Origin of the sequence: Micromonospora sp. NPDC048835, assembly GCF_040649995.1 — a bacterium.
Classification (GTDB): domain Bacteria; phylum Actinomycetota; class Actinomycetes; order Mycobacteriales; family Micromonosporaceae; genus Micromonospora.
Map to the genome: position 1 here is coordinate 49,863 of NZ_JBEZGM010000002.1, position 15,218 is coordinate 65,080.

Sequence of the window (15,218 nt, forward strand, 5' to 3'; positions counted from 1 at the left end):
CACTCGATACGAAATCTCGAACTCAGTTCGAAATCTCGAACGGTGGTGGTCCCGTGGCCCGACCGAACTGGTACGTCAGCACCGCTTCCTCGGCCCGGTCGCCGATCGCCCCGACCTCGTCGCGCTACCCGGCGAGTGGCTCGCGGATTCTCTCGCGCGACCCGCTCGGTGGCCAGGTCGGCGCCAAGGCGAGCAGCGGCACGAGCGAGCCCGTCGTCACCGCGGCAAGCCCACGAACGTCGACAGCGAGTAGTTCGCGAACCCACTGATCGATGCGGGCGACGCGTCCGCGGTCGCCCGCACAGGCACACCCGGAGCACAGGCACGCCTTCGGCGCGCGGTGGTACGGGGACTTGAAGGAGGCGAATGTCCATGGAGATCAAACCGGGGTGGTCACGGCGCGGCGTCCTGGGGATGGGGGTGGGTGTGCTCGGCGCGGCCGGTCTGGCCGCGTGTGGGGGCGACTCCGAGCCACCCTCGAAGGTGCAGCCGGAGGTTCCGCAGGAGCTGATCGACGCCGCGGCGGCGGCGAAGGGCTCCTCGATGGGGATGCTGTCGCAGAAGCTGTACTCGACGGCGGCGAACGAGGCCCTCGACAGCTCGATCAAGAAGTTCGCCGACACCACCGGCACGAAGATCGAGAACAGCCTGGTCCAGGCCGACGCCGGTGACGTGGTGGCCAAGATCCACGCCGAGGTCGAGGGCGGGGTGGCCCGCGATCTGGCGTTCATGACCGACTCGCGGTTCGTCGCACAGTTCCAGGCGCTCGGCGACCTGGAGGACGTGACGGACGTCGTCCAGGCGCTGACCGCCAAGTACGGCGAGCCCTGCGCGGAGGCCAAGAACTACTGCGTCTTCGACGGCAAGTGGTACGCGATCCCGTACCACTTCATCGGGATCGGGTCGTTCCTGCGCAAGGACTGGATGCAGGACAAGGGCATCACCCCGAAGGACATCTACAGCTGGGAGGAGCTGCGGGATCTCTGCCTGGAGATCTCCGACCCGGGCAAGCGCCGCTTCGGCTGGGGCATGACGGTGAACCGGTCGGGTGACGGCAACGGCATGATCGAGGCGTTGATCAACGCGTACGGCGGGTCGATCGCCTCGAACGACGGCCGAAAGGTCACGTTCAACTCCCCCGAGACGGTGCAGGCGGTGACCTTCCTCGGCGACATCTACACCAACCCCAAGTACAAGCCGATGCTGCCGCCGGGGATCGCGAGTTGGACCGACACCAGCAACAACGAGAACTGGCTCGCCGGAATCCTCGGCTACACCCGTAACCAGTTCAGCGTCTACGCGGACTCCCGGACCAAGAAGAACCCGGTGTACGAGAAGACCCACGTGTTCTCCGACTGCATCGGACCGGCGACCGACAACCCCCTCCTGCTCGGCCAGTCGCAGGGCTTCGTCGTCTTCAAGGGCGCCAAGAACTCCGCGCTCGCGAAGCTCCTGGCGCAGTACCTGGTCAGCGCACCCGCGCTGCTCGGGGTGGCGAAGGAGGCGCCCGGCCTGGTCATGCCCGCCTGGCAGAAGGTGTGGGACGCCGACCCGTTCTTCACCAGCGGCGACCCGGCGTTCAACATGCTGCGGAAGATCACTGAACTGAAGCTGCCGCTGAACACGAAGAACGGCCTGACCTTCCCGCAGAAGGCCAGTGCGGGTCAGCAGGCCGTCGGCGCGGCCTACGTCCTCACCGACATGATGCAGCAGGTCGTCCAGGGTGCGGCGCCGGCGCAGGCCGTGACGGCCGCCCACACGAAGATGGTGCAGATCTTCAACCAGCAGGGGCTGCCACAGTGAGATCGGTCCGTCCTGTACGGGTCCCGACGGCGCGGAACTCCCCGCCGTCGGGACCCGGCTCCCTCACTGCGGTCCAGCGGCGACTGGGGCGTGACTGGCGGCTGGCGGCACTGTTCCTGACGCCGATGGCCGTGCTGGTCGGCGGGCTCGTCCTCGTGCCGATCGCCAAGTCGATCATCACAAGCACCACCGAACGGCACGGGCAGGACACCGTCTTCGTCGGCCTGGACAACTACGTCGCGCTCGTCGGCGACGACCAGTTCCACACCGGCGTGGTGAACTCGTTCGTCTTCACCGCGTACGCCGAGATCTTCAAGGTCGTGCTCGGGCTGGCCGCGGCCCTGCTGCTGCACCACCGACGTCGCGGGCGCGCGGTGCTGGCGGGGTTGCTCCTGGTGCCGTGGGTGGTGCCGACGGTGGTGACGGCGTTCAGTTGGCGTGCGCTGCTCGACCCGATCTTCGGCAGCGTCAACACGCTGCTCACCGCCACCGGGATCGGGCCGCTGCTGGTCAGCCTGCATCTGGTGGACAGCTGGCCCGCAGGCTGGCTGTCCGACCCGTCGCTGGCCATGCCGTCGGTGATCCTGGTGAACGTCTGGAAGGGCGTGCCGTTCTTCACCGTGTGCTTCCTCGCCGGGTTGAAGGCCATCCCGGCGGATCTCTACGAGGCGGCGACGATCGACGGGGCCTCGGCGTGGCAGCGGTTCGCGAACGTGACGCTGCCGGGGCTGCGCCACGTGATCACCGTGACGGTGACCCTGTCGTCGATCTGGACGTTCAACAACTTCGACCTCGTCTGGCTGCTGACGCAGGGCGGTCCGGGCGACGTGACAGCGCCGTACGTGCTCATCGCGTACTCGAAAGCGATCTTGCAGTTGCAGTACGGCGCGGGCGCGGCGGTCACGCTCGTCATGCTGCCGATCATCGGCGGGCTGGTGTTCTACCTGGTCCGGTTGTTGCGCCAGGACACCACCATCAAACTCCCCCGACGCCGCCGAGCCGCGCGCTGGATCGGCACACAGCCGTGGGTCGGAACGGCCCGGAGCGCCCTGCCGTGGGTAGCCACCGCGCTCGTCACCGGTCTGCTGCTCTGGGCATCGCCGGAGATCTTCTGGAAGGCGGCGGTGGTCCTCGGGGTGATCCTGCTGATCGCGGCGGCGGTCGGTCGGTTGGTCTCGACCCTCCAGTCGCGGGGTGGTCGCCGGTCGTCGTCGGTGCTGTCCGGCACGGGGTCCTGGGTCGCGCTGGCCGGATTGCTCTTCTTCGTGCTGGGTCCGCTGTACTGGATCGCCGTCACGGCCTTCAAGTCCGAGGGACAGGTCGTCATGCGCACCGACGACCTGTGGCCGACGCCGTGGACGCTGGAGCAGTTCAGTGCGCTCTTCGCCAACCAGCCGTTCGGCCGCTGGTACCTCAACACCCTGCTGGTGTCCGCGGCGTCCACCACGGTGGCACTCGTCTGCGCCGCGCTGGCGGGCTACGCGTTGGCCCGGCTGCGGTTCCGCGGTGCGCAGAGCTTCACCGTCACGGTGCTGCTCACCTACGTGATGCCGGGCGCGCTGCTCTTCATCCCGCTGTACCAGATGCTCATCGGCGCCCGGCTCACCGACTCGCTGTGGTCGTTGGTGCTGACGTACCCGACCTTCACGCTGCCGTTCGCCACCTGGCTGCTGGTGGGGTACTTCTCGTCGATCCCCATCGAGCTGGAGGAGGCCGCTCTCGTCGACGGTTGCAGCCGCGTGCAGGCGTTCGGCCGGGTGGTGCTGCCGCTGGCCAAGCCGGGGTTGCTTGCGGTCGCGCTCTTCACCCTGACCAACGCCTGGAACGAGTTCCTCTTCGCCTTCGTGTTCATCACGAAGGACGAGTACAAGACGCTCCCGGTGGGGATGCAGTCGATGATCGCCGGGGACGTCGTTCCGCAGGGACAACTCGCCGCGGCGTCGCTGCTGGTCAGCATCCCGGTGGTGATCATGTACGCCCTCGGGCAGCGCTTCCTGACCGAAGGTCTCACCGCCGGAGCGGTGAAGGGGTGAGCCGTCGGGCCGCTGGTGCCGATCGCGCACCAGCGGCCCGACGACGGCCCGTCCTCACGACGGCTCCGGCAAGCGTCGGGTCAGGGTGCCGTCGCCTCACCGCCCGAGCTGCTTCTCGAACCAGTGGTGGGCGTAGCGCTCGGTGTTGTACGCCTCGATCTCCCGGTAACCCGTCGCCCGGTACAGGCCGATCGCCTCGGTCAGGTTGCGGTTGGTGTCCAGCCGGACGGCTGTCGCACCCCGTTCTGCCGCGTACCGTTCCAACTCGCCAAGCAGTCGCCGCCCGACGCCGAGCCCGCGTACGGTGTCGGCCACCCACACTCGTTTGATCTCGGCGGGCGCGTCGGGGTGCAGCTTGACCGCACCGCAGCCGATCGGTTCGCTGTTGAGGGTGGCGAGCAGGAGCACTCCGTTGGGCGGGACGAGCGCTTCGTCCTGGACCGGGTTGCTCAGTGCGGGGTCGAAGCCGTCGTCGAATCGTCGCGAGATGTCACGGGCGTAGGCCCGCAGGCACGCGCGGGCTCGCGGATCGCTCGGCGGGCAGGGCCCGATGACGACCATCGAGCCGACGAGCAGCCGTTCGACCTCGGCCATGGCGGCGACGAGTCGTTCGCGGCGGTGTTCGGTGAGCGGTTCGAGGATCGAGGCGGCGAGGTCGTCCGATCGTTTATCGAGGTCGGCCCACTGGGTTCGGCCGGCGTCGGTAAGCGTGGCGACCCGTACCCGGCCGTCGGCGTCGGCCTGGTCGACGGGTCCCACCGTGACGACGCCGTCGTTCTCGAGGGTGCGCAGGAGTCGGCTGAGGTATCCGGAGTCCAGACCGAGCCGGGCCCGTAGCGTGGCGACCTCGGCACCGCCGGGGCCGATCTCCCAGAGCAGCCGGGCCTGCCCGAGGGGGCGCCCCTGGGCCATGTACTCGTCGTCGAGCGCGCCCACCCGCTGGGTGACTGTCCTGTTGAACCGCCGCACGGCGGCGATGAGAGCCGAGTCCATATACCTGACTTTAGTCAGGCTTCTAGCCTGCGCGCCAGCCCGATGCCGGCCCATGCGCCAGCCCGGTGCCGGCCTACGCACCAGCCCGATGCTGGTAGGAGCCGATCCCGGCGTGGTCGAGGACGACCACCACCAGCGCCACCCCGGTGGCGACCGCGCTGACCGCCAACAGCGGCAGCCGCAGGACGGCCGGCGAGGCGGCGAGCACCAGCAGGGCGGCGACCCGGGGCCAGGAGAGTCGCCGGTGGATCGCCGCCGAGAAGAGGATCCGCCCGAGCAGGAACAGCATCGGGCCGCTCAGGATGACCAGGACCGCCGTCAGGTCACCGGTCCGCGTGGGGTGGGCGATGCTCAGCTCGGCGCCGACCGAGGTGACCACCAGACCGGCGATCATCACCAGGTGCAGGTACCCGGTGATGACGCCGAGCCGGGCCGGGTCGGCGTGCTCGATGGCCGGGCCGAGGCGCTGCCCGGCCGGGGTGACGTAGAGCAGACCGATCAGCACGGCCATGGCGAAGACCAGCAGGAACGCGACGGTCTGCGGGAGGTGCAGATCGGTGCCGGCGTACGAGAGACCAGCCACCAGGACCAGTTCACCGAGCGCGATGATCATGATTTGCTGGTACCGCTCGGCGAAGTGCTCGCCGGCCAGGTGCAACTCCTCCCGCCTGGTCCGGCCCATCCCCGGCGTGGGCCAACCGAGTCGCGGACCGGTCAGGTCGAGGGCCAGGGCGAGCAGCCAGAGCGGTACCCGCCACTGCGGCAGAAACCCACCGGCGAGCCACGGTACGGCGGAGACGCTGAACCAGCAGAGGATGCGCAGCGTCCGGCGCTGCCGAGGATGACCGCGCAGCCCGACGGCGGTGACCACACCCCGGGCGATGTGCACCGAGACGTACGCCCCGGCGAAGAGCAGACCCCGCCCGTCCAGCGCCTGCGGAATCGCCACCCCGGCCAGCAGGCTGCCCAGCGCGGACCACACCAGCAGCCAGCGCACCGCCGGGCTCTCCGGGTCGTACCAGTCGGCGAACCAGGTGGTGGGGACCCAGATCCACCAGATGCCGGCCAACAGCAGGGCCGTACCCAGCGCGCCGGCAAGCGTGAGGTCGTGCAGCAGGTGAGCTGCCAACTGGCTCAGGGCCAGCACGAACGCCAGATCGAAGAACAGCTCCAGGAACGACGCGCTCAGCGGCGACGTGCTCCCCCGCAGCAACCGTTCGGGTCTGCTCGCCATCGGCGCTCCTCCCGCTGGCGCACGCCCTGACACCGTCGTACCACCCGAGCCCGACCACGGGAGGCGAAAGCGGTCCCTTGGCGGGCCGGAGGGGATTCGATGTCCGGCAGCCGCGGCGACGACCGACGGACCCCTCGTGTCGTTGATCCGGCTGCGCCCATGGTCACCGCTGACCACGGTGGGGGCACCGACTCAACGAGGAGGGACGCCGATGACCGCTCAGCGTGAGACCGTGCAGGTCGACCACGACCTGTTCCGCGCCGTGTACGACTCGCCCGCATCACTGCCCGGCCGACACCGCTGGACCACGCCCGAGTCGGACGTCCGGCGGCTGGAGAAACTGCTCGGCATGCCGGCGCGCAGCGTCGGCGCCCCGCTCTGGGTCAGCGGCGACGAGCCCGACTGCCCGAAGTGTCGCCGACGGATCACCTGGTACGACATCGTCTCGTCGGCCCTCTCCGGTCTGCACGACAAGGCCATGATCGCCACGGTCATCCTGGGCGAGCGCAAGTACGTCAACACCGAGATCCCGGATTCCATCGCCGGCGTCCGCTGCTCCGACTGTCACACCGCGATCGACGGTCTGCGCAGCTTCAAGTGCCACAACTGGGCGTACGCCTTCGAGGCGCTTGAGGCCGTCCGCGAGCGGATGGCCGGCGGTCCGATCCCCTGACGAAGGTCGCGCAGACCGCTTGACCTTCGCCAGCAGCGATGCCGTCTGCCGCGTTCGTAGGGTGTACGCACGATGAACGGGGTATGAACGCATGGTGAGGTGATGCATGCTCGACAACGGCAGCATGGACGTTCCGGAGATCAGCGCCGAGTGGTACAGCGACGTCGTCGACGCCGCCGCCGCCAGCCCAGAGCCGGTGCAGTGGTTCGTCGGCCACGCCACCGAGGGGGTGATCCTTCTTCTCGGCGCGCTGCTGGTGATGGCCGCGCTGAGCCGCCGGTCCGGTGGCCCGCACGACCGGGCACTCGCCCTGGTCGCGCCGGTGCCAGCCCTCCTGGCGTACGTCGGCAGCGAGTTCTTCAAGACCGTGGTGGACGAGGAACGCCCCTGCCGGACGATCACTCGGGAGATCATCGCGGGCACCTGTCCACCCTCGGGCGACTGGTCGTTCCCCAGCAACCACGCCACCATCGCCGGGGCGCTGGCGGTCACCACGCTGCTGCTCTCCCGCCGACTCGGCCTGGTCGCGCTGCCCCTGGCCGCGCTCGGCGCTTTCTCCCGGGTCTTCGTGGGTGTGCACTACCCGCACGACGTGGTCGCGGGCGTACTCTTCGGCGCCCTGGTCGCCGTGGTGGCCACCCCGTTGCTGGCCCGACCGACAGCCGAGGTGCTCCGCCGTCGGGCCAACCGCCCCGACAGCCCGGTCCCCAAACTGGCCAGCCGCTCCCGCCCCTGAGCGACGACCCGGGGTGTCAGGTTGTCAGTAGGAGGGCAGCCGTCGGCCCGAGCAGCAGGAACGGACCGAACGGCAGGTGGGTGCTCCAGGTGGCGCGGCGGGTGGCCAGCAGACCCAGACTGACCAGGGCGGAGAGCCCGAAGGCGAGCACCAGCCCGAACAGCAGCACCGGCCAGCCGTACCAGCCGAGCAGCGCGCCGACGCTGAGCGCCAGCTTCGCGTCGCCCAGCCCGAAGCCACGGCGGCCGAGCAGCACCGCGGTGCTGGCGAAGAAGAGCGCCAGCCCGGCGCCGCCGATGACGGCCCGCAGCCAGTTTCCCGGGTCGGCGTCGAGCGCGGCAACGCCGAGCAGCAGCCACGTTCCGGCTGCTGCGGGCAGGGTGAGCCGATCCGGCAGTCGGTGCACGGCCAGGTCGACGAAGATCGCCGGAATCGTCCAACCGAGCCACCAGACAAACGCCGGCAGCGCCCCGCCCGACGTGCTGGCGAACGCCACCAGCACCGCCGCCAGCACGGCCACCTCGACGGTGCCCGGCGGTGGGCCGACCCGGGCCCGGCAGTGACCGCACCGGGCTGCCGGGCCCAGCGCCGGCCAGGGCCGGGTCAGGCCGATCGGCGCGCCGCAGGCGTCGCAGCCGGTCCGGTTGGGCAGGCCCTGGGGTACGGCGTGACGCAGCACGACATGTCGGATGAGCGGGCTGATCGCGAGGATCGCAAGGGGGTCCGGGCGACGATCGGGTGGGTCGTCCCGACCGGGTACTGCCGCTGGGGGGCCGGTCAGCGCCATGTCGCCTCCATTGGGGCCGGCTGCCCTCCGGGAAGGTTGAACACGGATCGTGATCGTACGCTCGCTGCGGTGTAGCGGATGGCGCAGAAAGCGACCTGCCGGCGCGACCCGACGGGGGCGCTTTCGACCGCTTTCCGGTCGGACGGTCGGTGGGGCGCATCAGCCCGCAGAACGGGTGCCGAGGACGATCGAATGCCGGGATGAGACCGCGATGTCCCACTCCCGCGACCGATGACGCGGCGTCGGTGAGCCCGTCCGGCCCAGTGTGGCCCCGCCAATAACGACCTTTTGCTCGACCATTTCTCGGGGTGCAGTGTGGACACCCGCCACCACCACCTGTCATCACGCAGAGTGTTCGCTTGAATTGCCTCTGTTGCATCGGCGGGCGTCAGCCTATGCTCGCCCCTTGGGTGTGATGCAAGCCTCACCTTGACCACGGACGACACAGGACCCCTGCATTTGTGAAAGATCCGTAACGGTGAATGCGGAAGTGCAATGAACGGTTCCGGATGTGCTGATCCGGGCGCACTTCCGCATGCCCGACGGCGGTGACCAGCACCGCCCCGGGCGACCACGAGGAGGCTCGACGGTGCGCGGACGGCAGCTCAGGCGAGCGGCAATCTGCCTGCTGGTGGTCGTGGCGGCAACGCCGGTCACCGCCTGCGCCAGCGGACGGGACGCGGTCGAACGGCCGGCGGCAGCCCGCCCCGACGAGCAGCGAACCGATCCCGACGTCGAACGGCGAGCTGCCGAAAAGGCGGCCCTCGACGCGTACTCCGGTTATCTCGCGGCCTCGCGCACGGCCGGCGCGCGCAGCGATCCGCGCGCACCGGAACTGTCCCGGTTCCTCGCTGATCCACTTCTCACGCGGGTCCAACTGTCCATTCGCGACGCGAAGGAGCACGGCGCCATGCGTACCGGGACGTTGAAGTCCGACCCGACCGTGACCGCCGTCAGTCTGGACGCGAAGCCCGCGATCGTGGAGATCCAGGACTGCCTGGACACGACCGGCTACCGGCTGGTCTACGCCAAGAACAAGCGCCCGGTCCCGGGCAGCGGCGGTGGCAGACACCTCTCCACCGCCACCGCGACCCGCTATCCCGACGGCCGCTGGCTGATCAACTCCGGTACGACGCACCGGGACCAGCCGTGCTGACCACCGGAGGCCGGGGTGCCCGGAGAGTGCTCGCCGGTGTCGGCCTCGCGCTCGTGCTGGTGGTCGGCGTGACCATGCCGGCCGCCGCGCGGCGCGCCGACCCGGGGGCGGGCTGCCCGCCGGACCAGCCGGACTGCAGCGTCTGGGACGACGAACCCGGCAACCCGGGTGACGGTGGGAACGACGGCGGTGGCGGGGACGACGACGGTGGCGGCGGCGGTGGCGGCACCTGTCAGTGGAACGGGCGCACGGTCCCCTGCTACGACGATGTGTTGGGCTGGTTCAGCAGTAGCGACGGCTGCTACTACAAGTTGGCCGAGCCGCAGCCGGAGGCGCCCGAGGGCCAGCAGTGGTACGTGAAGACGTGCAACGGCGGCGCCGACGTCGGCAACCAGACGGTGGTGCTGTTGGACGACCCGCCGGCCGGGTTCGGGGCACCGCCGGACCCGGAGGAGTTGGCCCGTCGCGCCCTCGCCTCGATCACGCTGCGGCCAGCCCCGCTGGGCGTCGCGCCGCGCAAGCGCATCGGCCCCGGCCTGGTCGGCCTGCCGGTGTGGATGTGGTCCGCCGACGAGCCCGCCTACTTCGGCCCGATCAACGCCGACGAGACCGACCGGGGCCTGACCGTCGAGATCACCGCCGAGGTCACCCGGATCGTCTGGGACATGGGCAACGGAGACACGGTCACCTGCTCCGGTGCCGGCACCGAGTACAAACCGAAGGGCGACCGGGCCGGTTCCACCTCCCCGACCTGCGGCTACGACAAGGGCTACCAGAAGGCCGGCGACTACCAGGTCACCGCGACCACGTACTGGACGGTGACCTGGCGCGGCGGTGGCGAGAGCGGAGAAATCCTGGTGACCCGTAACAGCGGCATCGTTCCGATCCGGATCAACGAACTTCAGGTGGTCACGAGATGAGCCTCGCGACGCGCAACGGGACCCCTTCGCTTGACGCGCCCGTCAACCCACCGACCGTGGTCCGACAGCGCCGGGTCCGTCCCGGGTTGCTCGGCCTCGCCGTCCTCCTGATCGCCCTGGGCGGGCTGGGCGCGGCCTTCGCGGTCACCTCGGTACGGGCGACCGGCAGCTATCTGGCGGTGGCCCGTCCAGTCGAGGTGGGCCGCGAGATCAGCGCGGCGGATCTGGTCACCGTGCAGGTCGCCGGTGGTCAGGGCCTGCGCCCGGTGCCGGCCGCCCGGCTCGACGAGGTGGTCGGCAAACGGGCCGCCGTCGCGCTGCTACCGGGCACGCTGCTCACCCTGGCGCAGGTCACCGACGACCCGCTGCTCGGCCCCGGCCAGCAGCAGATCGCGCTCGGCCTGAACACCGCCCAGGTGCCGGCCCGCACACTGCACCCCGGCGACAAGGTGCTGCTGGTCAGCACTCCGGACAACGACGCCGACGGAGACGCGGCGGCTGCCAGCACCCGGTTCGCGGCCACCGTCATCGACATGGTCAGCCCGGCCAACGACGACAAGGTCCTCTACCTGGCGCTGCTCACCCGGGACGTGCCGGCGGTGGTAGCGCTCGCCGCACAGGAACGGCTCGCCGTCGTGCTCACCGAGGCGGCCTGAACATGGCGATCATCGCGCTGGTGTCCGCGAAGGGTTCGCCCGGCGTCACGACCTCGGCGCTGGCCTGCACGCTGGCCTGGCACCGGCGGCTGGTGCTCGCCGAGTGCGACCCGGCCGGTGGCTCGATCCTCGCCGGATACCTCGGCGGCCAACTGGACGGCCCGCGCGGCATCGGGGAACTGGCCGTCGGGGAGCTGCGCGACGGCAACCTGGAGACCGCCTTCTGGTCCCAGTTGGTCGACCTGGACGCCCCCCGCCGGGAACGGCTGCTCCTGCCCGGCCTCACCGACCCGGCCCAGAGCGGCAGCGTCACCCCGCTCTGGCAACGCTTCGCCGACTACTTCGACGCCCTCGACCGCGGCACCCCCGGCTACGACGTCCTGGTCGACTGTGGTCGGCTGCACGTGACCGGGCCGCCGTGGCCGGTGCTGCGGGCCGCCTCGGTGGTGCTGTTGGTGACCCGGGCGCACCTGCCGGACCTCTCCGGCACCCGCGCGGTGGTCGCCGCGATCGAACGGGACTTCGCCGAGCACCGGGTGCCACCGGGCACCCTGCGGCTGCTGCTGGTCGGCGACGGGCACGGGCGGGCCGAGATCAGCCGCGCGCTGAAACTGCCGGTCATCGCACGGTTGCCGCACGACCCGCGTACCGCCGGGGTGCTCGCCCTGGGCGGCACCGTGCGGGCGGGTCGGCCGCTGATGCGTGCGGCGGCCGCGCTCGAGGTTCCGATCGGGGCGCTCCTGGAGCGGCGGAGGGCCCGGTTGGCGTGGCCCGTGCAGCAGGGGGTGCCAGATGCGGTTTGAGCCGGTCTCCGCTGATCCGCGCCAACAACCGCCGGGCGTGACCTCCACCGCGCCACCTCTCGCCGTGCCGAACGGCCGGCACCAGCAGCCCGGCCCGCAGCCGGCCCCGGCGGCCACCCCGCCGGCGGAGCCGCCCCGGCCACGGATGGACTTCCAGGTGGTCCGGGAGCTGCGCCGGGAGCTCACCGAGCGGCTCACCCTCTGGCAGCGCGGCCGGGAGTTCACCGTCGACGAGGAGGACACCGAGCGGGCCCGGCTCGCCGTCACAGTGGTCGCCGCGTACGCGGACTCGGTGCGCCGGGCCGGCACGCCGATGGCCGCCGGCGAGGAGCGTCTGCTGCTCGACCAGGTGACCGCCGAACTGGTCGGGCTCGGCCGGCTGCAGACCCTGCTTGTCGACGACACCATCGAGGAGGTGCACATCCTCGGCTGCGACCAGATTCGCATCACCCGGCACGGCGGCGGGGTGGACTGGGCCGAGCCGATCGCCGACAGCGACGCCGAACTGGTGGAGATCCTGCAGGCGGCGGCCCGCCGCGCGGGCTCGACCGAGCGGTCCCTCTCCACCGTGAAGCCAACCCTGGACCTGCAACTGCCCGACGGCAGCCGGCTGGCCGCGGTGTTCCTGGTCAGCCACCGCCCGTACGCGGTCATCCGCAAGCACAACACCCTGGACGTGAGCCTCGACGACCTCGCGGGCGCCCGAGGTGACCTGGACGAGATGATCGACCCGCTGCTGCGCGACTTCCTCCGCGCGGCGATGCGCGCCGGCCTGAACATCATGGTCGCCGGGCTGGCCGGCGCCGGAAAGACGACCGTGATCCGGGCGCTGATGAACGAGATCCCGCCCGACGAGCCGTACGTGCTGATGGAGGAGTCTCGGGAACTGCTCCCCGCCCGCCGCCGGGAGCGACACCGGGCGGTGATGAGCTTCGAGGCCCGGGAGGGCCACGGCGAACGCGGCTTCGACGGGCGCCCCGCCGGCGAGGTGACGATCGCCGACCTGATCCCGCTGTCCCTACGGATGGGCGTCCTGCGGATCATCGTGGGCGAGGTGCGGTCCCGGGAGATCGTGCCGATGCTCCAGGCGATGACCACCAGCCGGGGGTCGATGTGCACCATCCACGCCCGTACCGCCGCAGGTGTTGGTGAACGCATCGTCGAACTGGCCCTGGCCCACGGCCGCGAGATGACCGTCGACCAGGCCCGCCGGATGGCCGGCAACGCGCTCGACCTGATCGTCTACGTCACCATCGAGGACGAGACCGCCATCGGCGGCCGCAAACACCGGTTCGTCTCCCATGTGGAGGAGGTCATCGGGGCCGGCGAAGCCGGACGGATCACCACCACCACGGTCTTCGGGCCGGGCCCGGACGGCCGTGCCGTGCCCCGGCACCTACCGGAGCGGATCCGCGACCAGCTACTGCGGGTGGGGTACGACGCGCGACTGCTGACGCGGTGGGTCGAGGCCGGTGCCGGTGCCTGGCGACGGCCCCGGCAGACCCGACTGGCCCGGCGGTGACCTGATGCTCGGCAGCCTGGAACTGATCGCGGTGATCTCTGGGGCCGCCTGTGTGGCCGGGCTGCTGCTGGCCGTGGTCGCGCTTGTCGGCACCCGCCGACCTCCGGGGCGGCGCCCGGGCGGGGGGCCAGGGCTGAGCCGGCTGTGGCGCGGACCGGGGGGCGCTCCGGCCGAGCAGCGGAGCTACCAGGCACTGCTGGTCGCCGCGCTTGTCGCCGGGGCGTTGGCGTTCCTGTTGACCGGGTTGCCGGTGGTGGGCCTGCTGGTGGCGGTGGCGGTGCCCGGCGCACCGTGGCTGTTCGGGGTGGGCAAGGCCGAACAGCGGGCGATCGCCCGGATCGAGGCGGTCGGCGAGTGGACCCGCCGACTCAAGGACGTCTCCGGCACCGGGCAGGGCCTCCAACAGTCGATCATTGGAACGATCGGCAGCGTGCCACCCGGCATCGAGGACGAGGTACGGCTGCTCGCCGCCCGTCTACAGGCCGGCTGGATGGCTCGCTCCGCGCTGCTGGCGTTCGCCGACGAGATCGCCGACCCGGTCTGCGACCAGGTGGTCGCGGCGCTGATCCTGCACCTGTCGGACCGGGGTGAACGGCTGGGTGACGTGCTCGCCTCAATCGCGGGCGCGGCGTCCTCCGAGGTGGCCACCCGCCGGGAGATCGAGGCCAAGCGCACCCAGCCCCGGTTCGCGGTCCGCTTCCTCACCGGCATGACCCTGGCGACCCTGGCGTACGGGCTGATCAACACCGAGTACATCAAGCCGTACGGCACACCCGTCGGCCAGGTGATCATGGCTGTTCTCGGTGCCGCCTTCATCGGCCTGCTGGCCTGGGTGCGGTCGATGAGTCAGCCACAACGGCCGGCTCGCTTCCTGCCCGCGCCCGACCCAGCCGAGGTGATCGCGTGAGCGCGAGGAGTGCAGCGCAGCGGAGCCCCGCAGTCGCGAACGAAAGGCGGCTCCCGTGAGCGCGAGGAGTGCAGCGCAGCGGAGCCCCGCAGTCGCGAACGAAAGGCGGGTCCCGTGATCGTCAACTGGCAGTTGGTGGTGGCGGTCTGTGGTGGTGCCGGCATCGGGTTCGGCGTGTTCCTGGTGATCCGGGAGCTTGTGCCGGCGACTCCGGCGCTCGGTCCGGCGCTGCGCCGGCTGCACCAGCCACCGGGCACCGGCCACCTCGCCGCTCCGTCGTCCCGCCGACTCGACTGGCTGACCGGGATGTCCCGCTGGTTGCGTCCACCGCAGCAGCAGTTGGCGCTGATCGGTCAGACCCCCGAGCAGTACACGCTCTCGGTGCTGCTCTCGACGCTGATCGGGCTGGCTACGCCGACCCTGCTCGGGGTGGCGCTGTGGGCGTTCGGTATCCCGTTCCCGTTCGTCGTACCGGTGCTCGGCAGTCTCGGGATGGCGCTGCTGGCCGGCCTGCTGGCGCACCGGGCCGTGCTGGTCAAGGCCAAGGCCGCCCGGGACGAGTTCCGCCAGGCGGTCTGCACCTACCTGGATCTGGTGGCCCTGCAGCTCTCGGCCGCGCACGGTCCGGTGCAGTCGTTGGAGCGGGCGGCCGCGGTCTGCGACGGCTGGGTGTTCGACCGGCTCCAGGAGTCGCTGCGGATCGCCCAGATGCAGATGCACTCGCCCTGGGACGAGCTGCGCGACCTCGCCGACAAGATCGGCATCCCCGAGCTGGGTGACGTCGGCGCGATCATGCGCTCCTCGGGCAGCGAGGGAGCGCAGGTGCACGAGACCCTGCGCAGCCGGGCCGACTCGCTACGCGACCAGATCCGTACCGACAACCTCACCAGCGCCGAGGCGGTGACCAGCAAGCTCGACATCCCGGGCGCGCTGCTCGTCTTCGTGCTGCTCGGGTTCGTCCTCTATCCGTTCGTCTCCCGCCTCTGACCCCGTCC

The 15,218-nt window shown here is 70.8% G+C and carries 14 protein-coding genes; 11 read left to right on the forward strand and 3 right to left on the reverse strand.

Going from position 1 to position 15,218, the window contains the following annotated elements:
• The first annotated feature begins 372 nt into the window (after positions 1 to 372).
• Both AB0C15_RS02675 and AB0C15_RS02680 read left to right on the forward strand, forming a co-directional pair.
• A complete protein-coding gene (locus tag AB0C15_RS02675) occupies positions 373 to 1,803 on the forward strand; it encodes an extracellular solute-binding protein (protein ID WP_357347989.1) in 1,431 nt (476 codons plus the stop codon).
• A 125-nt stretch (positions 1,804 to 1,928) separates the two neighbouring features.
• Positions 1,929 to 3,836, forward strand: coding sequence for an ABC transporter permease subunit (locus AB0C15_RS02680; protein ID WP_357347991.1), 1,908 nt, complete (start codon positions 1,929 to 1,931; stop codon positions 3,834 to 3,836).
• Positions 3,837 to 3,932: 96 nt separating this feature from the next.
• Here AB0C15_RS02680 and AB0C15_RS02685 read toward each other — a convergent pair whose 3' ends face one another.
• A complete protein-coding gene (locus AB0C15_RS02685) occupies positions 3,933 to 4,829 on the reverse strand; it encodes a helix-turn-helix domain-containing GNAT family N-acetyltransferase (protein WP_357347993.1) in 897 nt (298 codons plus the stop codon).
• A 73-nt stretch (positions 4,830 to 4,902) separates the two neighbouring features.
• Positions 4,903 to 6,063 carry a low temperature requirement protein A gene (locus AB0C15_RS02690; RefSeq protein WP_357347995.1) on the reverse strand — a complete coding sequence of 387 codons (1,161 nt, stop codon included), beginning with the start codon at positions 6,061 to 6,063 and terminating at the stop codon, positions 4,903 to 4,905.
• 211 nt (positions 6,064 to 6,274) lie between these two features.
• Here AB0C15_RS02690 and AB0C15_RS02695 point away from each other — a divergent pair, with 211 nt between their 5' ends.
• Positions 6,275 to 6,736, forward strand: a complete 462-nt coding sequence (locus tag AB0C15_RS02695) for a hypothetical protein (protein ID WP_357347997.1) — start codon at positions 6,275 to 6,277, stop codon at positions 6,734 to 6,736.
• 106 nt (positions 6,737 to 6,842) lie between these two features.
• Positions 6,843 to 7,472, forward strand: coding sequence for a phosphatase PAP2 family protein (locus tag AB0C15_RS02700; protein ID WP_357347999.1), 630 nt, complete (start codon positions 6,843 to 6,845; stop codon positions 7,470 to 7,472).
• Between the two features lie 16 nt (positions 7,473 to 7,488).
• Here AB0C15_RS02700 and AB0C15_RS02705 read toward each other — a convergent pair whose 3' ends face one another.
• Complete coding sequence (locus tag AB0C15_RS02705) at positions 7,489 to 8,259, reverse strand: A24 family peptidase (RefSeq protein WP_357348001.1); 771 nt, start codon at positions 8,257 to 8,259, stop codon at positions 7,489 to 7,491.
• A 589-nt stretch (positions 8,260 to 8,848) separates the two neighbouring features.
• Here AB0C15_RS02705 and AB0C15_RS02710 point away from each other — a divergent pair.
• The 7 genes from AB0C15_RS02710 (at position 8,849) to AB0C15_RS02740 (ending at position 15,210) form a co-directional block, all read left to right on the forward strand.
• Positions 8,849 to 9,415 carry a hypothetical protein gene (locus AB0C15_RS02710; protein WP_357348003.1) on the forward strand — a complete coding sequence of 189 codons (567 nt, stop codon included), beginning with the start codon at positions 8,849 to 8,851 and terminating at the stop codon, positions 9,413 to 9,415.
• A gap of 74 nt (positions 9,416 to 9,489) precedes the next feature.
• Positions 9,490 to 10,335, forward strand: a complete 846-nt coding sequence (locus AB0C15_RS02715; protein WP_357348662.1) for a hypothetical protein — start codon at positions 9,490 to 9,492, stop codon at positions 10,333 to 10,335.
• The gene (locus AB0C15_RS02720) at positions 10,332 to 10,991 is read left to right on the forward strand and encodes an SAF domain-containing protein (protein ID WP_357348005.1); all 660 of its coding nucleotides are present in this window, start codon (positions 10,332 to 10,334) and stop codon (positions 10,989 to 10,991) included. Before AB0C15_RS02715 ends, AB0C15_RS02720 begins: the two co-directional genes overlap by 4 nt.
• 2 nt (positions 10,992 to 10,993) lie before the next feature.
• Positions 10,994 to 11,794 carry a ParA family protein gene (locus AB0C15_RS02725; RefSeq protein WP_357348007.1) on the forward strand — a complete coding sequence of 267 codons (801 nt, stop codon included), beginning with the start codon at positions 10,994 to 10,996 and terminating at the stop codon, positions 11,792 to 11,794.
• Positions 11,784 to 13,316: a CpaF/VirB11 family protein gene (locus AB0C15_RS02730; protein ID WP_357348009.1), complete on the forward strand. Its 1,533-nt coding sequence runs from the start codon at positions 11,784 to 11,786 to the stop codon at positions 13,314 to 13,316. Before AB0C15_RS02725 ends, AB0C15_RS02730 begins: the two co-directional genes overlap by 11 nt.
• 4 nt (positions 13,317 to 13,320) lie before the next feature.
• Positions 13,321 to 14,223, forward strand: a complete 903-nt coding sequence (locus AB0C15_RS02735; RefSeq protein WP_357348011.1) for a type II secretion system F family protein — start codon at positions 13,321 to 13,323, stop codon at positions 14,221 to 14,223.
• A gap of 117 nt (positions 14,224 to 14,340) precedes the next feature.
• Entirely contained in the window at positions 14,341 to 15,210 is an 870-nt protein-coding gene (locus AB0C15_RS02740) for a type II secretion system F family protein (RefSeq protein WP_357348664.1), read from the forward strand.
• Positions 15,211 to 15,218: the final 8 nt, after the last annotated feature.